Source organism: Pseudomonas sp. ASL8, from assembly GCF_056680355.1.
The window spans coordinates 5,598,766-5,617,344 of sequence record NZ_CM155278.1 but is presented as its reverse complement, the minus strand read 5'-3'; the positions used below and the strand labels follow the sequence as shown (position 1 = coordinate 5,617,344).

The 18,579-nt window shown below is 56.9% G+C and carries 12 protein-coding genes; all 12 read left to right on the top strand.

Going from position 1 to position 18,579, the window contains the following annotated elements:
- Positions 1-6: 6 nt before the first annotated feature.
- The 12 genes from flgJ to pseC all read left to right on the top strand — a co-directional run bounded on the left by flgJ (position 7) and on the right by pseC (position 18,572).
- A complete protein-coding gene (gene flgJ / locus AC1MEA_RS25755) occupies positions 7-1,302 on the top strand; it encodes a flagellar assembly peptidoglycan hydrolase FlgJ (RefSeq protein ID WP_480916299.1) in 1,296 nt (431 codons plus the stop codon).
- Between the two features lie 10 nt (positions 1,303-1,312).
- Entirely contained in the window at positions 1,313-3,364 is a 2,052-nt protein-coding gene (flgK, locus tag AC1MEA_RS25750; protein ID WP_449633119.1) for a flagellar hook-associated protein FlgK, read from the top strand.
- 13 nt (positions 3,365-3,377) lie between these two features.
- Positions 3,378-4,970: a flagellar hook-associated protein 3 gene (locus AC1MEA_RS25745; RefSeq protein ID WP_449633120.1), complete on the top strand. Its 1,593-nt coding sequence runs from the start codon at positions 3,378-3,380 to the stop codon at positions 4,968-4,970.
- 115 nt (positions 4,971-5,085) lie between these two features.
- Entirely contained in the window at positions 5,086-8,673 is a 3,588-nt protein-coding gene (locus tag AC1MEA_RS25740; RefSeq protein WP_480916298.1) for a glycosyltransferase, read from the top strand.
- 216 nt (positions 8,674-8,889) lie between these two features.
- Positions 8,890-9,663: a glucose-1-phosphate cytidylyltransferase gene (gene rfbF / locus AC1MEA_RS25735; RefSeq protein WP_449633122.1), complete on the top strand. Its 774-nt coding sequence runs from the start codon at positions 8,890-8,892 to the stop codon at positions 9,661-9,663.
- Positions 9,645-10,727: a CDP-glucose 4,6-dehydratase gene (gene rfbG, locus AC1MEA_RS25730; RefSeq protein WP_480916297.1), complete on the top strand. Its 1,083-nt coding sequence runs from the start codon at positions 9,645-9,647 to the stop codon at positions 10,725-10,727. The genes rfbF and rfbG overlap by 19 nt, the downstream gene beginning before the upstream one ends.
- Positions 10,724-11,284 (top strand): dTDP-4-dehydrorhamnose 3,5-epimerase family protein, encoded by a 561-nt coding sequence (locus tag AC1MEA_RS25725; protein ID WP_480916296.1) that lies wholly within the window; start codon positions 10,724-10,726, stop codon positions 11,282-11,284. The genes rfbG and AC1MEA_RS25725 overlap by 4 nt, the downstream gene beginning before the upstream one ends.
- Positions 11,281-12,507 carry a methyltransferase domain-containing protein gene (locus AC1MEA_RS25720; protein ID WP_480916295.1) on the top strand — a complete coding sequence of 409 codons (1,227 nt, stop codon included), beginning with the start codon at positions 11,281-11,283 and terminating at the stop codon, positions 12,505-12,507. Before AC1MEA_RS25725 ends, AC1MEA_RS25720 begins: the two co-directional genes overlap by 4 nt.
- 5 nt (positions 12,508-12,512) lie before the next feature.
- On the top strand, positions 12,513-13,400 hold the full coding sequence (locus tag AC1MEA_RS25715; protein ID WP_449633336.1) for an NAD-dependent epimerase/dehydratase family protein: 888 nt from the start codon (positions 12,513-12,515) through the stop codon (positions 13,398-13,400).
- Between the two features lie 46 nt (positions 13,401-13,446).
- Complete coding sequence (locus AC1MEA_RS25710; RefSeq protein WP_480916294.1) at positions 13,447-16,377, top strand: TIGR00180 family glycosyltransferase; 2,931 nt, start codon at positions 13,447-13,449, stop codon at positions 16,375-16,377.
- Between the two features lie 27 nt (positions 16,378-16,404).
- Positions 16,405-17,406, top strand: a complete 1,002-nt coding sequence (gene pseB, locus AC1MEA_RS25705) for a UDP-N-acetylglucosamine 4,6-dehydratase (inverting) (RefSeq protein WP_219060421.1) — start codon at positions 16,405-16,407, stop codon at positions 17,404-17,406.
- Positions 17,403-18,572, top strand: coding sequence for a UDP-4-amino-4,6-dideoxy-N-acetyl-beta-L-altrosamine transaminase (gene pseC / locus AC1MEA_RS25700; RefSeq protein WP_219060422.1), 1,170 nt, complete (start codon positions 17,403-17,405; stop codon positions 18,570-18,572). Before pseB ends, pseC begins: the two co-directional genes overlap by 4 nt.
- Positions 18,573-18,579: the final 7 nt, after the last annotated feature.

Here is an 18,579-nt window from a genome sequence, read left to right as displayed (position 1 = left end):
CTGAGTATGGACATGCCGAAAAGCGGAGTGTCGTCGGCTAGCGACTCAGGCGCTTATACCGACCTGAATCGTCTGAACGCCCTGAAAACGGGGGACAAGAACAGTGACGCTAACCTGAAGAAGGTGGCTCAGGAGTTCGAGTCGCTGTTCGTCAGTCAGATGCTCAAGTCCATGCGTTCTGCCAACGAGGTGATGGCCAAGGACAACCCGATGAATACGGCGGCGACTCGGCATTACCAGGACATGTACGACCAGCAGTTGTCGGTGAGCTTGTCCAAGCAGGGTCGTGGTATCGGCTTGCAGGATGTGTTGATGCGACAGCTGTCTAAAACCAAGGGTACTCATCCCTCTGAGTCTGCGGCTGGCAATCTGACAGCGACTACGTCGCTCAATAGGAGTCCGGCTTCGACGGTTTCGGATCAGAACAGTACAGCCCTGGCGACCAAAATCGCTCAGCGGCCGCTGTGGGCAACGCGTTCGGTTGCAGTGGACCATGCGCACGCTGCGACGACTGCCGCCGCTTCCGCCAGCGGCGCGGAGCGCAATGATGTGGCGATGCTCAACCAGCGCCGACTGTCGTTGCCAAGCAAGCTTGCTGACCGTTTGCTGGCGGGCATTGTCCCGGCCACAACAGTCGCAAGCGAAAGCAGTGTGAAAAATCGTATTGCGGCACCGGGTGCTGCTGGCGGCAGCGCCACATTCGCCGGCAACGGCGATTGGACTCAGGACCCGAACCTTTCCCTGTCGGCGCGTGCGCAGGGTCGCACAATAGCTCAGCCACCGCTGGCGCCGGGTGGTAAAGCGTTCCGTACTGCTGACGACTTTGTCGCGACCATGTTGCCGCTGGCCAAGGATGCTGCGGCGCGCATTGGCGTCGATCCGACCGTGTTGGTGGCACAGGCGGCCCTAGAAACCGGTTGGGGCAAATCGGTCATGCGTCAGCAGGATGGCAGCAGCAGCCATAACCTGTTTGGCATCAAAGCGCAGGGTAACTGGCAGGGCCCCGAAGCGCGGGCCATCACCAGTGAGTTTCGTGATGGGCAGATGGTCAAGGAGACGGCGGACTTCCGTTCTTACGACTCTTACTCCGACAGCTTCCATGACTTGGTCACCCTGTTGCAGAGCAACAATCGCTATCAAGGTGTGCTGAAGTCGGCCGATAACCCTGAACAGTTTGTGAAAGAGCTGCAGAAGGCCGGTTACGCCACGGACCCGGACTACGCCAGCAAGATTTCGCAAATTGCCAAGCAGATGAAGAGCTACCAAAACTACGCGGTAGTGAGCTCTTCCACGACTTTATAAGGCTTGAATCATGTCACTGATTTCAATTGGGCTCTCAGGGCTGACTGCTAGTAGTGCGGCGATCAACACGATCGGTAACAACACCGCCAACGTTGATACCGCAGGTTATTCTCGTCAGCAGACGATGACCGTTGCTTCGGCATCGCAGAGCATCGGCTCGGGCTTTATCGGCACCGGGACGACGCTGTCTGACGTACGTCGAATCTACAACAGTTACCTCGACAGCCAGTTGCAATCCAGTACTGCGCTCAACTCAGACGCTACGGCTTTCCAGGGGCAGGCCAGTGCGACTGATACGTTGCTGTCTGACAGCAGCACCAGTGTCTCGACCGTGCTGGCCACTTTTTTTACTCAGTTGCAGGGTGTCTCGACAACGGCAACCGATTCGAGTGCTCGAGCACAGTTTCTTACGACCGCCACAGCCCTCAGCGCCCGGTTCAATTCCACTTCGGCGCAATTGACCGCGCAGAACGCCTCGATCAATAGCCAACTAACCAGCCTGGCGGGGCAGGTCAATACGCTTTCGTCATCGATTGCGAGCTTGAACCAGCAGATCACTCAGGCCTCTGCCAGCGGCTCAACGCCCAATAGCCTGCTTGATGCGCGTAACGAGTCGGTACGGCAGCTCAATCAGCTGGTCGGCGCGAAAGTGGTGGATAACAACGGCAGTTACGATGTGTACATCGGTACTGGTCAGTCGCTGGTCAGTGGCACGACCGCTAATAGCTTGTCTGCGGTGCCAGGCACGAGCGATCCTTCGCAGTACAGTTTGAAGGTGAACTACTCACAGACCAGTTCTGACGTGACGTCGGTCGTGACCGGCGGCACCATCGGCGGTCTGTTGCGCTACCGCAGCGATGTATTGGCACCTGCCATCAATGAGTTGGGGCGTGTGGCGATGGTCGTTTCAGACCAGGTCAACAGTCAGCTGAACCAGGGCATCGACAGCAACGGCAACTTTGGTACCAATCTGTTCAACAGTATCAATGCTGCCGATCAGATCAATCAGCGCAGCCTTGCTTCGTCAGGCAATAGCGCTGGGTCGGGCAACCTTGACGTGACTATTGCGGACACTGGCAAACTGACTGCAAGCGACTATCAAGTCACCTTCACCAGCAGCACCGGTTACAACGTCAAGCGCCTGCCTGATGGTTCAAGTGTGGGGTCCTATGACCTCAGTACAACACCGCCTCCGGTGATCGACGGCTTTTCACTGTCGCTCAATGGCGGTGGTGCGAGCACGATGAACACGGGGGACAGTTTCAAAATCACCCCAACCCGTAATGCGGCGGCGGGTATTGCGACCGTGATGACAGACCCCAAGACCATCGCGGCGGCTGCGCCTCTGACCGCGACAGCAGGTGCGAGCAATCTGGGGACTGGCGTGATCACTCAGCCGACCCTGACCAGCAGTCTGGATATCTACAATTCGACCACCAGCGCAGACTTGCGCACTGCGTTGAAGGGTTCGACCCCGGTCAAGCTGGTCTTTGATGCAGCCAGCGGCGGAGCTCAAAGTTATCAGTTACTGGACGCCAAGGGGCAGCCGGTGCTCGACGGCTCAGGCACTGCCGTTACCGGCTCTATTGTGCCGGGGCAGAGTAATACGCTGAGTTTGTCAGTGGGATATACCGATGCCTCCGGCGCGGCACAGGCTTACAAATTCGAGATGACGGTGGCGGGTTCTCCGAGCCAGAACGACACCTATAGCATCAACCTGACCGGGGCGGGTTCTGCGGATAACCGCAACGCCCTGTCTGCATTGGATTTGCAGACCAGGCAGACGGTCGATGTCTCTTCGGCAAATAACGGAATGAGCCTGTCCGGTGCCTACGGCAAGCTGGTTGGAAACGTGGGTGCTCAAGCGAGTCAGGCCAAAAACGACAGCACCGCGACCACGGCAGTCCTGACTCAGGCCAAAGGCGCACGTGACGCGGTTTCTGGCGTATCGCTCGATGAAGAGGCTGCCAACCTGATCAAGTATCAGCAGTACTACACCGCTTCTTCGCAGATCATCAAGGCTGCGCAGAGCATTTTCAGCACGCTGATCAACAGTCTTTAAGGAGTCGTAAACCATGCGTATTTCAACTGCCCAGTTTTACGAAACCAGCGCCACAAACTACCAGCGCACGTATAACAATGTCATCACTACCGGTAACGAGGTCGCCAGTGAGGTCAAACTCAATACTGCGGGTGATGATCCAGTCGGCGCAGCGCGGGTTCTTCAGCTCTCGCAACAAAGCTCGATGCTGGACCAGTACAAGACCAACATCAGCACCGTCAACTCCAATATGACTCAGGCCGAAACTGCGCTGAGCAGCATCAATGATGCATTGCAGACGGCCAGAGAATTGGTGATCCGGGCCAGTAACGGCACGTTTACAGATGCCGATCGTAAAGCTAACGCGTCTGAACTCACCCAGCTCCAGGCCCAGATATTGGGCGTGATGAACAGCCAGGATGCTAATGGCCAGTATCTATTTTCCGGCGCTAAATCCACGACGGCGCCTTACGCGCTAAACAGCAACGGTAGCTACAGTTATCAGGGTGACCAGACCTCGATCAACCTGCCCATCGGCGACGGGCTCTCGGTGGCGGGCAATACCACGGGCTGGGATGCTTTCGAGCAGGCGATCAATACCACGCGCACATCGAGCACTCTGACGTCGCCAGCGGTGAATGACGGCAAAGTGAGTTTGTCGGGGGGGGTTGTCGTTTCCAGTTCAACCTACAATGACAAATTTGTTGCAGGTCAACCCTATTCAGTGGCGTTTCTCAGCAGTTCGCAGTTGAAGATCACCGATGCAGCAGGCAATGATGTAACTGCTGAAGCCAGTCAGGCAGGTGCTTTCAGTTCTGCAGATGCCTCGAATCAGCCCATCAGTTTTCGTGGCGTCAATTTGAACTTGAACATCAACCTGACGGACGCCGAGCGCACGACCACCGCCACCGCAGATACCGCCCTAGCAGGCCACAGCTTTCAATTGGCTGCCACGCCGAGCAGTATCAGTACGTCGCGTAGCCCGGGTAATCCTTCGGCCGCAACGATCACCGATGCATCTGTGGGCAGTACACCCGCGGACATGACTGCATACAACAACAGTTTCCCGGCGGGGGGGGCGATTCTCAAGTTCAGCAGCGCCACCGACTACGATCTCTATGCATCACCGTACACGTCAAGCAGCACACCGGTTTCCAGCGGCAGCTTGAGTGGTTCGACCGCTAACGCGTCTGGCGTCAATTTCACCGTCAGCGGCACGCCAGCGGCAGGCGATCAGTTTGTGGTCCAGACCAATACCCATCAGACTCAGAATATTCTAAATACGCTGACGTCCGTTATTACCGCGCTGAACACGCCTGCCGATGGCAATCCGGTTGCCATGCAGAAATTGAGCAGCTCGCTTGATTCAGCATTGGGTAACCTGACCAGTGGCACCGAGCAGATAAGTACTGCGATCAGCTCCGGAGGGGCACGTCAAAACGCGGCAACCAATCAAGGCGTCACCAATGACAGCCTGCAGGCATCCAACTCGACTAACCAGTCTGCGATTACTGCCTCCGACCCGGTAGACGCCATCGCTCGCCTGACGATGCAGAAGACCATGTTGCAGGCTATGCAATTGGTATTTACCCAGGTCTCCCAATTGAACCTGTTCAGCAAAATTTAAACGTCTGCCCGGAAGGTAGCGCGACCGTCGCTATCGCTACCGAGCGATAACCGTTCTTCAGCGGTTCAGGGGTTCACTCGACTGAGTGGGCGCCGACCGCTCGTGAGTCTGCGCCGTGAATCCAGTCCCCCTCGTCAGTATTGTCATCCCCGCTTTCAACCCGCGTTTCTTTAAAAAAGCATTGGGTGGCGCTTTAAAGCAAAGCTACGGCAACCTGGAAATCATCGTTTGCGACGACAGCCGCAGTGATGAGATCAAGGATATTGTCGAGTCATTTGCGGGATGTACTACGGTCTCCTTGCGCTACGTGCAAAACCCACAGCATTTGGGTTTTGCCGGTAACCTACAGGCTGGACTGAGGGAAGCGACAGGCGAGTTCATCAAGTTTCTGTGTGACGATGATCAGCTATTCCCTGCATGCATTGAGCGCCAGGCGCAAGTATTGGTCGAGCATGCGGATGTCAACTTGGTGTTTGCTCAACGGTTGTTCTGGGATGCTGATGATATTCAGCTGTCTGCCCGTCTGGAGAATACGCCGCTGGCGCCCACCAGTGGTTTGTTCAAGGGTGAGGATTTACTGGCGATTTTTGAGGCATTCCCCGTCAATTTCCTGGGCGGCCTCAGCAGTGCCCTGCTGCGCCGTCTGGATGTTCTGGAGTTTTTGCCGGCCTTGACCCAGCCCGGTCAGGGCTTTACGGCGCTGCTCGATTTTGCTCTGTACATTTGTCTGTTGCGACGCGGAAATATGGTTTCGTTGAACCTGATTCTAAGTGTCGAGCGTCTGTACCCGGAGCGCCTGAGTCGGCAGCAGCCAATGAGGGACGCGGCGACGACTGAAATGCAGTGGTTGGTACAAATGCTTAAAGCGCGTAGCGGTGAGTCGGCACCGGCTAGCGGTTGGGTTCGTTACGTGCCATTGAAGCGTGCTGGCGGGTTGTCGCGAGACTGGGAAGAGCTGCCTTTGAGCCGCATGCTCGGTACCAGGCAGTCCGCCCTGAAATGGCGTGTGGGCATCACCAGCGAGAGTTTTGCCGAGCTTTATGCGCAATGGCTGGTGTGCCGTACGCTTTCTGAACCTCAGCGCAAACTGTTGCCGGACATCCTTGCTGGTTGGCCGCAGCAGCCGAAAATTGTTCCGGTTATTATCGATGAACAGGCCAGCAGCGCCGGCCTTGAAACCACCCTCCAGAGCCTTGCCGGGCAGCTCTATCCTCCAGAGCTGGTGCTGGTGTTGTCCAGCGCCTGTGTTGAGGCCTCGCTCGATGGACGGGTTTTCAGCGTGCCACTGCAGGACAATTGGCAGCAGCAACTCAATGAACTCCTGCCACAACTCGAAGGCGCGCACTGGTTCTATTTACTGGGCGCCGGGGATCGTCTGGTGGAGTCTGCGTTGCTGGTGCTGGCCGAACGCATTGCCATGTCCCCGGGCGTCCTGTGCGTCTACAGCGACGAAGGCGCCCTGCGTGAGGGAGAGTCCCGCGAGCCGGTATTCAAGCCTGACTTCAACCTGGACATGCTGCGCAGCTATCCCTACGTGGGTCGGAATTTAGCCTTTCAGCGTCAGTGCGTCCTCGACTTGGGGGGCTTCAACCCGCTCTATGGCGCGCTTGCTGCCCAGGATTTACTCTGGCGCGTGGTCGAGAGTAAAGGCCCGCAGGCCATAGAGCATATTGCCGAGATTCTGCTGGAGTCGTCGTTTGCCCTTTCCCAGTGGCTGTCTTTGCCGGAAGTGGTCGAGCAAAATCCTCTGGTGTTGGCGGCGCATCTGCAGCGTATGGGTATTGCTCATGAAATTCGGTGCGGCAGCCTGCCGTTGCTCAATCGGATCGATTACCTTCACGCCACGCGGCCTCTGGTGTCGATCATCATCTCCAGCAGGGATCAGTTGGCGGTGCTGCAACGTTGTGTTGAAAGCCTGCTGGAAAAAACCGCCTATAACGAATACGAATTGTTGATCGTTGACAATGCCAGTGAAAGTGCCGACACCCGCGCCTGGCTGGCCAGTATGGCGCAGTTAGGCAGCGACAAATTACGTGTCCTGAACTATCTGCAGGAGCCCAATGTCGCGGCGATCCGCAATTTTGCAGCGCAGCAGGCACGTGGTGAGTACCTGCTGATGCTCAGCCCCTATGCGGTGATCACCAATGCTGACTGGCTGGATGCGTTGCTCAACCATGCGCAACGCCCAGAAGTCGGGGTGGTAGGCGCCAAGCTGTTCAATCCCGATGGCTGTGTGCTGCATGCCGGTTTGATTCTCGGTCTTCAAGGTCCGGTCGGTGTCCCGTTTTTCGGGGAGCCACTGTATGCCGCTGGCTACATGCAACGGTTGCAAGTGGCTCACGATTTGAGCGCCGTTGGTGACGCTTGCCTGATGGTGCGTAAACAGGTCTTCGACACTCTCGGCGGATTGGATAAGGTGAGCTTCGCGCAAACTTTCAGCGAGGTGGATCTGTGCTTGCGGGTGCGCGAAAAGGGTTATCTGGTGGTCTGGACACCCCATGCCCAACTGGCGTTGGGTGCCCAGCCTGTTGCGGTGCAGGATGACATTCTCGAAGAGCAACGGGGCGATGAGCAAAAAAAGTTCTACCAGCGCTGGCTACCGATTATTGCCAAGGATCCGGCTTATAACCCGAACCTGGCTCTCAATAATTCCAGTTTCAGCCTGGAGCCTGGGCTGAATACGGGGTGGAACCCATTCTCCAATCGCCAGTTACCGAATGTCCTTGCTTTGCCAATCAATGCCTCGGCGATTGGGCATTATCGCGTGACCCAACCACTTATCGAGTTGCAAGCGGCGGGCAGGGCAGTTGGGCGGATCAGCTATGACACACCCTCGATTGTAGAGGTTGAACGCCAGTCGCCTGACGTTATCATTTTGCAAGGGCGCTACAGCGAAGGGCCGATCAGTGAAATCATCAACCTTAAAACTTACTCCAACGCGCGGCGTATTTTCGAACTGGATGACTATGTCATCAGCCCTACGAAAAAAAATGCCCATATTCGTAATATGCCGGACAACATGGAGATGGAGCGTCTGGTTCGACGGGGTATCGGCTTGTGTGATCGAGTAGTGGTCTCGACTCAGCCACTGGCCGATGCTCTGTCGGACATGCACCACGACATTCGTGTTGTACCTAACATGTTGGCGCCAGAGTTGTGGGTCGGACTGTCCAGTGAGCGCCGCACGTCAAAAAAACCTCGGGTAGGCTGGGGGGGTGGCACCAGTCACTCGGGTGATCTGGAGATTATTGCCGAGGTCGTTCGCGAGTTGGCGAGTGAAGTGGATTGGGTGTTCTTTGGGATGTGCCCGGACGCGTTGCGGCCTTACCTGCACGAATTCCATGGGGTGATCGACCTTGCTGTTTATCCGGCGAAGCTGGCGAGCCTCAATCTGGATCTGGCGTTGGCGCCCCTGGAATTTCATATTTTCAATGACTGCAAAAGTAACCTGCGCTTGCTGGAGTATGGCGCTTGCGGATATCCGGTGGTGTGTACCGATACCGAGGCCTATCGAGGTTACCTGCCGTGCACCCGGGTAATCAGCAACAGTACCGAGGAATGGCTGCAGGCCATTCGCATGCACCTGGCTGACCCTGATGCCAGCTACCGCATGGGCGACGAGCTCCGTGAGACGGTGCTACGCGATTACATGCTGCGAGGAGATAACTTGCGGTATTGGGAGAATGGCTGGTTGGCGGATTAAGTTCTTCAGATTCCAAATGCAGCGGCACGTTAGCGAGCTGTCGGCTCGGACAGTACGAGCTGGCGCGTTTCCTGCACGTTTCCCCGTATATCGTCATAAAACATGCATTTCCGGCGTTGCCAGAAGAGCCATGAGCGGCGTTGAAGGTTTTATTCAGGTGGCCTGCAAAGCCCGTAAATGCTTGGCTGAGCCCTGTGGCGAACAAAAGGGGACAAGATGAAGGCAGTTATTCTGGCAGGGGGGCTGGGCACACGCATCAGCGAGGAGTCGCATCTCAAGCCCAAGCCGATGATCGAGATTGGCGGCAAGCCAATTCTCTGGCACATCATGAAGCAATATTCCGCCCATGGAATTCACGACTTCGTGATCTGCCTCGGCTACAAGGGTTACGCGATCAAGGACTTTTTCGCCAACTACTTCCTGCATACCTCCGACGTCACCTTCGACATGTGTAATAACCGCATGGACGTCCATCAGAATTACAGTGAGCCATGGCGCGTGACGCTGATCGACACCGGTGAGGACACCATGACCGGCGGCCGCTTACGTCGGGCCAGTCGTTACTTGGAAAACGAAGACGCGTTCTGTTTTACCTACGGCGACGGTGTTTCCGATCTGAATATCGGTGCGCTGGTGGACTTCCATTTTTCCCATGGGAAATTAGCCACCGTCACGGCAGTACAGCCGCCGGGTCGTTATGGCGCGCTGGAGCGCGACGGCAATCTGGTTCGTGGGTTCACCGAAAAGCCCCGTGGCGACGGTGGCTGGATCAATGGCGGCTTCTTTGTATTGTCGCCCAAGGTTCTGTCCCTGATTACCTGCGACGAGATGATCTGGGAGTCAGAGCCCTTGATGGGGCTGGCCGAGCAAGGGCAGTTGACGGCGTTTCAGCACGATGGTTTCTGGCACCCGATGGACACCCTGCGCGACAAGAATTACCTTGAAAACCTGTGGCAAAGCGGGGAGGCCCCGTGGAAGCAATGGGACTGAGCCCGGGGTTCTGGCACGGCAAGCGGGTTTTGCTGACCGGCCATACCGGTTTCAAGGGCAGCTGGTTGACCCTGTGGTTGAAAAACCTTGGTGCCGAGGTCAGCGGGTTTGCTCTGGATCCTTCGACTGAGCCGAGCCTGTTCGAGCTGGCTCGGGTCACTGAAGGCATCAACGATCAGCGCGGCGACTTGCGCGATCTCGGCGCTTTGCTTGAACTGATCGCAGAGGTCCAACCCGAGATTGTCCTGCATCTGGCGGCGCAACCGCTGGTACGTGAAGGCTACCGCGACCCGCTCGGCACCTATTCAAGCAACGTCATGGGCACGCTCAACCTGCTGGAGGCGATTCGCCAGATCGGTGGGGTACGTGCCTGTGTGCTGGTGACGACCGACAAGGTCTACGCCAACCAGGAATGGCTGTGGCCGTATCGTGAAAGTGAACCTCTTGGCGGACATGACCCCTACAGCAGCAGCAAGGCCTGCTGCGAGTTGCTCGCACAGTCGTATGCGGCCTCTTTCTTCCCGTCCGAGCGTTATGCCGAACACGGTTTGGCGTTGGCCACGGCGCGCGCCGGTAACGTACTCGGTGGTGGCGATTTCGCTCCCGAGCGTTTGATCCCTGATGTACTCAAGGCCTGGTCAGCTGGTGAGCCGGTGACCCTGCGCTATCCGAATGCTGTTCGCCCCTGGCAACATGCGCTGGAGCCATTGGCTGGCTACCTGCAATTGGCCGCAGGCCTATACGAACAAGGTCCGCAGTTCTCCGGTGCATGGAACTTCGGACCCGGCGAAAGTGATATGTGCAGTGTCGGCGAAGTGGTTGAGTTACTTGCCAGGCGTTGGCCGCAAGCACCGGGGTTGCGCATCGAGCCAAGCGATTTGCATGAAGCTGGCCTATTACGTCTGGACAGCAGTCGCGCCCGTCAGTTGTTGGCGTGGCAGCCGCGCTGGTCATTGCAACAATGCCTGGAGCAGACGCTGGATTGGCATTTGGCCTGGAAGAATGGCGAGGACATGCGTGAAGTAACACTTACTCAGCTGAATCTGTATCGGGGGCAATTATGAGTGAGTTTTTGTTGACCCCGCTACCGCTGGCCGGACTGTTCAACGTGCAGCACAAGCGCCATGAAGATCAGCGCGGGCACTTCGCCCGGCTGTTCTGTGAAGGCGGTTTGAGTGCCTTTGGCCAGCCGTTTCACATTCGCCAAATCAACCATTCCTGCACCCGCGAGCGGGGCAGTGTGCGCGGCCTGCATTATCAAAAAGCCGAACAACCGGAAGCCAAACTGATTACCTGCCTGCGTGGCGAAGTCTGGGATGTAGCAGTGGATCTGCGGCCGGACTCCGAGACGTTCCTGCACTGGCATGCCCAGCATTTATGCGCAGGGGATGGTCGCAGCCTGCTGATTCCGGCCGGCTTTGCTCACGGTTTTCAGACCTTGACCGATGATGCCGAGTTGCTCTATCTGCACAGTGCAGATTATGCCCCTGACCACGAGGGTGGTCTTTCTGTGCAAGACCCGCGGTTGGCGATAGCCTGGCCGTTGGCTGTCAAAAATCTGTCAGCACGGGATGCCTCGCATCCCGTGCTCGACCCTCAGTTCGTTGGAGTGCGTCTATGAACTGCCGAGGTTGCGGCACCCCATTGACCTTGTCGCTGATCGATCTCGGCACGTCGCCGCCTTCCAACGCCTACTTGCGTGCCGAACAGCTTGAACTGTCAGAGCAATGGGTGCCGTTGAAGGTGCAGGTGTGTCAGGAGTGCTGGCTGGTCCAGACCGAGGACTACACCAGCGCCGACAGCCTGTTCGACGCCGACTATGCCTATTTCAGTTCCTTTTCCAGCACATGGCTTGCGCATGCCGAGCGTTATGTCGCCGCAATGGTCGAGCGCTTTGGCCTGACGACGGACAGTCGGGTGGTGGAAGTCGCAGCCAACGACGGTTACCTGTTGCAATACGTGGCCAAGCGCGGCATCGCCTGCCTCGGCGTCGAGCCGACCCACAGCACGGCTAAAGCTGCGCGGGAAAAGGGGCTGGAGATTCGCGAACTGTTCTTCGGTCGAGAGACCGCTTTGCACTTGCTTGAAGAGGGTTGGTCGGCGGACCTGATGGCGGCCAACAATGTGCTGGCGCATGTCCCGGACATCAATGATTTCCTGAGCGGCTTTGCCACGTTGCTGAAGCCCACCGGTGTCGCAACCTTCGAGTTCCCGCACCTGCTGACGCTGATGGCGGGTGCTCAGTTCGATACCCTCTACCACGAGCATTATTCTTATCTGTCGCTGACGGCCGTGCAGCGTTTGTGCGAACGCAATGGCCTGGAAGTTTTCGATGTCAGCGAACTGCCAACCCATGGCGGCTCGCTGCGGGTCTTTGTCCAGCGCGCTGACGGCGTGCGTCGTACGCTGCAACCGGCGGTGCAGCATGTGCTGGGTGTCGAGCTGGCCGCCGGGGTGAAAACTCCCGGATTCTACGCAACGCTGGCCCCGGCCGCCGAACGCATCAAGCACGAACTGCTGCGTTTCCTGTTGCAGGCCAAAGCGGAAGGCAAACGCGTGGTCGGTTACGGCGCGGCCGCCAAAGGCAACACCTTGCTCAACTATGCCGGGGTCAAACCTGATTTGCTGGCCTGGGTCGCGGATGCCAACCCGCACAAGCAGGGCAAGTTCTTGCCGGGGAGTCGCATCCCTGTGGTTTCTCCCGAGCATATCGAAAAAGAAAAACCGGATTATGTATTGGTGTTGCCCTGGAATCTTCTGCACGAAGTCAGTGAGCAACAGGCGCTGGTTCGCGAGTGGGGTGGGCGCTTTGTCATCGCCGTGCCTGAGTTGATCATACTGTGAAGGGGTTGCATGTACTGGTCACCGGGGCGACGGGCTTTGTCGGTCGTCATCTGGTCAGCGCGTTGCTGGAGCGGGGCTGTTGTGTTCGCGCGGTTGCGCGTAATGCCGAGGTTGCGCAAAGCATGGCGTGGATCGATTCGGTCGAGTTTGTGGCCGCCGATATTCATGCGGCCGACCTGGATGTTGTCGCGCTGACCGAGGGCATTGATGTCCTGGCCCACCTGGCCTGGCCTGGCTTGCCGAACTATCAGGCGCTGTTCCATTTTGAGCACAACCTGTTTGCTGATTACGCGTTTATCAAACGGGTAATCGAGGCAGGGGTTTCTCAGGTGCTGGTCACGGGGACATGTTTCGAGTACGGAATGCAAAACGGTCCTCTCGATGAAGACGTCATACCGCAGCCGAGCAACCCCTATGGGTTGGCAAAAAATACGCTGCGCTTGTTCCTGGAAAGTTTTCAGCAAGAGCATCTGTTTACCCTGCAATGGGTGCGTTTGTTTTATTTACACGGCGCAGGGCAGAACCCCAACAGTTTGTTGGCCAGCCTGGACAGGGCCGTCGAGGCGGGTGATAAGTCTTTCAATATGTCCGCAGGCGAACAGCTGCGGGATTATCTGGCAATTGATACAACCGCCGGCTATCTCGCAGAGATACTGCTCCGGCGTGACTTTTCCGGCGTAATCAATTGTTGCAGTGGCCAGCCAATTTCGGTCAGAGCGCTGGTCGAGCAGCAACTGAGCGCACGGGGTGCTTCAATCGAATTGAATCTGGGCCATTACAGCTATTCGGCGCATGAGCCGATGGCATTTTGGGGCGTGACCGAGCGCCTGCAGCAAGTGCTTGCGCGGCCTTCATCCCTGCAAATGACTTGCTGTGCCGAGCGCGATAATTAAAAAATCACTGAATATGTTGGGCGATTCGTTGGTCGCGAGGAAGGTTATGCTAAATAATTATGCTGCTGAACAAGTATTACCACTGAGTGAGCGAATCACTATTGTGTTGATTACCCACAATAGGCCCGCTTTTCTACGGAGGGCGTTGCAGTTCTATCACGCCTATCCCTGCACGATTCTTGTTCTTGATTCGTCGCCTCAGGCCGCCGAAGGTATCTCTCAAGATTTTGCTTCGGTCAATTATCAGCACCTTCCGCAGTTTGCTTACTCGGGTCTTCAGGCCAAGATCACGTATGGCATGGGGCTGGTCACCACGCCATACATGGTTTTTGCTTCAGACGACGACTTCATGCTGCACAGCGCGCTGACGGAGTCGCTAGAGTTTCTCCAAAGCAATCCAGATTATGGTCTGTGTCATGGTTACTGCCTGATGTACCTGACTCTGGACAATAGGGTGAACTACTACCGACGCGACAAGAAAGTCTGTGAAGACTACGCGTCCGAACGTGGCCAGGACCGTGTGTTCGACTACTTGCATCAGTACATTCCACCTTTCTACGCCGTTCACCGCACTGCTCTATTGCGCGATTGGTATGCTGTTCTGCCAGAAGGCACCAGCTTTCAGTGGCAGGAAATCGGTCATGCGTTCTACATGCTGGCCCGTGCCAAAGCGCGGATCCTGCCGATTCCGTATGTGGTGCGTGAGATCAATTACGGTCAATCCGACCACAAGACCGAGGTGTATCACTCCCTGACATTTACTGATTCCACATCAGTAGCTGAACGCGAAGCTTTTGCCGAATTTCTGGCATCGCTGCCCACTGGCATCAAAGACCTCGACCATGAACAGGGCAAGCAGTTTGCGCTCGAGAGTTTTGCAGCGATGACCGACGCTCTACGGACGGGCAGATCATTGACGGCCGAGTTGATCTTCGATTCGACATGGACAGCCAATAGTGCGGAGCCGGTGCGACGTTTCGGGCCCAGGCAATATGTGGAAATGCCGTTCTACAACCAGGCGTTCTTTGATCAGTTGACTCACTTCGAGTTTCTGCTTCACGCGATGCCGGCTGGCCGCGTGCAGCTTCAGGGGCTGGAAGGTGTGTGGGCCCGGCAGGAGGACTTGCTGCGTGCGCGCAACAATGACACGGCCGAGAGCGTTGTCGACCGGTTGTGGCAGGCGCAGGACTGCAATATGTTCAACCGGCGCGTGGTCAAACGCTTGGCACAACAATTGGAGGATCTTGGTCAGCATGACGAAGCCAGCCTGATACTCGACTTGGGTCAGCGCCTGGACGCGGTGTTGCCTGCTGATTACCGCCAAACATTCGACAACATGCTCTCTGGTCGCTTGCTCAAGTGGCTGGACGCGCGAGGTCCGAATGCCGAAGAGTCGGAGTCGATCACCGAGTATCTGACGGCCCATGACGGAGGCCCTCAGTTCGGAATTTTGTTACTGGATCTGGATAATGACGTCGATAAACTGCAGGTCACTCTCGACAGTCTGGTAGAGGGAGGCTGCAAAAAATTCAAGATCGTGGTGTTCACCACCGGTGAACCACAGGCTGCGACCACCGCGCAAAACGTTCTGCATTTCGTCAAGGTTACTCAGGGCAACTACATTGACAAGTTGAATCAAGTGGCTGGCCAATCGTCCTGTGACTGGATGCTTTTGGTTGAGGCAGGAGACCAGTTTACCGCTGGCGGCTTGTTGCGAACCAGCCTGGAACTGCGGGCTGCCCCCGAGTGTCGTGCCGTGGCTGCGGATGAAATTCACCGTCAGCCCAACGGTGCGCTGGTCGATGTGTTCCGCCCAGGCTTCAACCTCGATTTGTTGCAAAGCCTGCCGACACTCATGGCGCGGCATTGGCTTATACGTCGTGATGTGCTGGTAGAGGCGGGTGGTTATTCGGCGAACTTCAGTAAGGCACTTGAATTCGATTTGCTGCTTCGGGTAATTGAACAGGGCGGTATGGCCGGACTGGCACATCTGGATGAACCATTGCTGATCTGCCAGGCCCCCGTTCTGGAAGACAATAACCATGAGCGCCTGGCGTTGATCCGGCACCTTGTGAACCGTGGCTATAAGGCGCAAATCAGTTCAGAGACGCCCGGAACCTGGCAGATTGATTATCGCCACACTGAACGTCCGCTGGTGTCGATCATTGTGCCGAGTAAGGACAATCTTCCGTTACTGGAACGCTGCCTGAACAGTGTCCTGCAAAGAACACGCTACCTGCGTTACGAAGTACTGATCGCCGACAACCACGGTCAATCCTCGGCGGTCTCGGCCTGGCTCGACGCCCAGCAGCAAAAAAATGGCAAGGTGCGGGTGCTCCGGTCCGAACAGAGTCTCAGTACGTCAGCGCTTTACAATCTGGCCTGCCAGCAGGCTCAGGGTGAATACCTGATCCTGCTGGCGGCGGAAAGTGAAGTGGTCAACCCGAACTGGATCGAGTCGTTGCTTAACCAGGCGCAGCGCCCTGAAGTGGGTGTTGTCGGTGCCAAGCTGGTCGATCGCGACGGCTGTGTGACTCAGGCCGGGCTTATTCTCGGCATGCATGGCGGGGTAGGTTCAGCCTTTGTCGGCGAACCGAAAGAGGCCAAGGGTTATTTGCATCGTCTGGTGGTTGAACAGAACTATTCGGCGGTCTCCGCTGCGTGCTTGATGGTCCGTAAAGAGCTGTATGAATCTGTTGGCGGTCTGGACGAAGCGCACTTCTCTGAGGCTTTCAGTGATGTCGACCTGTGCTTGAAAATCGGCCAGGCTGGCTACCTGACAGTCTGGACACCTCAGGTGCAGATCATTCATCCAGGCAACCTGCCTGAGTCGTCACAAGCCCTTGAGGCATTGCGCGAAAAATGGGCCGGACCGTTCCAGCATGATCAGGCCTATAACAAGAACCTGGCCCTGACCGGCAAGGGTTTTACCCTCGGCACCCCGGCCAGCGTCAACTGGACGCAATTGCTCGGTTAAGCCCGATACAGAAAAAGGACTCACGGCATGTTCAACGGCAAATCAATTTTTATCTCGGGTGGCACTGGCTCGTTCGGTCGCAACTTCATCCGCCGTTTGCTTGAGCAGTATCAGCCCAAGCGTGTCGTGGTGTTCTCTCGTGATGAGCTCAAACAGTACGAGATGCAGCAGACGTTCAACGCGCCGTGCATGCGTTATTTCCTGGGGGATGTGCGCGATGCCGAACGGCTGCGTCTGGCCATGCGCGGGATCGATTATGTGGTGCATGCGGCAGCTTTGAAGCAGGTGCCGGCTGCCGAGTACAACCCGACCGAATGCATCCGCACCAACGTCAACGGCGCGGAAAATATCATTGCTGCGGCCATCGACAACGGGGTGAAAAAGGTCATCGCCTTGTCAACCGACAAGGCTGCCAGCCCGATCAACTTGTATGGCGCAACCAAGCTGCTGTCGGACAAGTTGTTCGTTGCGGCGAATAACATTGCCGGTGACCAGCCAACGCGTTTCGCCGTCGTGCGGTATGGCAATGTGGCCGGTTCTCGCGGATCAGTCGTGCCGTTCTTTAGCAAGCTGATCAGCGACGGTGCGCGGGAGTTACCGATCACCGACGTGCGCATGACGCGTTTCTGGATCACTCTGGATCATGGTGTGCAGTTCGTGCTCGACAGCTTTGCGCGCATGCACGGCGGCGAGGTGTTTGTGCCGAAAATTCCGTCGATCCGGATTATCGATCTGGCTCTGGGCATGGCCGAGCATCTACCGCACAAAAATGTCGGGATTCGTCCCGGTGAAAAACTCCATGAGTTGATGGTGCCGCTCGACGATGCGCGAATGACCCTGGAGTTCTCCGATCACTACACCATCCAGCCGTCGATTCGTTTTACCAACGTCGACGTCGACTATGCCGTTAATGGCCTCGGTGAGTGTGGTGCCCAAGTCGACGAAACCTTTGAGTATCGTTCCGATACCAATCCAGAGTTTTTGAGCGTGGGGCAGATCGCGGATCTGCACGCTGAGCTGCACTCATGACTTCATACTCGATTCCCTATGGGCGACAGAGCATCGACCAGGCGGATATCGACGCGGTGGTGGAGGTTCTCAAGTCGCCGTGGCTGACTCAGGGCCCAACCATTGAGCGCTTTGAAGCGGCAATGGTTGAGCGTTGTCAGGCAGATTTTGCAGTTGCGGTGTGCAATGCCACGGCGGCACTGCATATCGCCTGTCTGGCGGCAGGCTTGGGCCCCGGTGATCGGCTATGGACCACGCCTAATACCTTCGTCGCCTCCGCCAACTGCGGGCGTTACTGCGGCGCCGATGTGGACTTCGTCGATATTGATCCACACACTTGGAACCTCGATGCCGGCTTGCTGGCGCAAAAACTCGAAGCCGCCGAGCGCGTCGGAAAACTGCCAAAGGTGGTGGTGGCGGTGGCATTCTCTGGTCAGAGCTGCGACATGCACGCCATTGCCGGGCTCGCCGAACGTTACGCATTCACCTTGATCGAAGACGCCGCGCACGCGGTCGGGGCGTCTTATGACGGACGCCCAGTGGGTTGTGGCGCGCATGCGACGATGACAGTCTTCAGCTTTCACCCGGTGAAGATTATTACCTCGGGTGAAGGCGGTATGGTCCTGACCAATCGGCCAGAGCTTGCCGAGCGTTTGCGTCGGCTGCGCAGTCATGGCATTACCAGCGATCCGTCGCAGATGTCGGTACCCAGCCAAGGGCTTTGGTACTACCAGCAACTGGAGTTGGGTTTCAATTATCGGATGACCGACCTGCACGCGGCATTGGGCCTTTCGCAGTTGGCCAGGCTCGACGGTTTTATCGCGAGACGGCGCCAATTGGCCGCGCGTTATGAGCGACTGTTGGCTGAACTTCCGTTGGTGTTACCCACTGCGCAGGCAGGCGCCGAATCTGCTTGGCATCTGTATGTGGTGCGTGTGCGGTTTGATCAAGTAAAACTTAGCCAGCGAGACCTTTTCGATGCGTTGAGAGCTGCCGGAATCGGTGTGAACCTGCACTATATTCCGGTGCATTTACAGCCTTACTACCGCGAGTCAGGATTCGCTGATGGCGATTATCCAGAGGCCGAGCGTTATTTCGGCGAGGCGGTCACTTTGCCGCTGTTCCCGGACCTGACTGACGAGCAACAAGACTATGTGATCGAGCAGTTGCATAGCCTGCTTGGCTAAGTGCTTT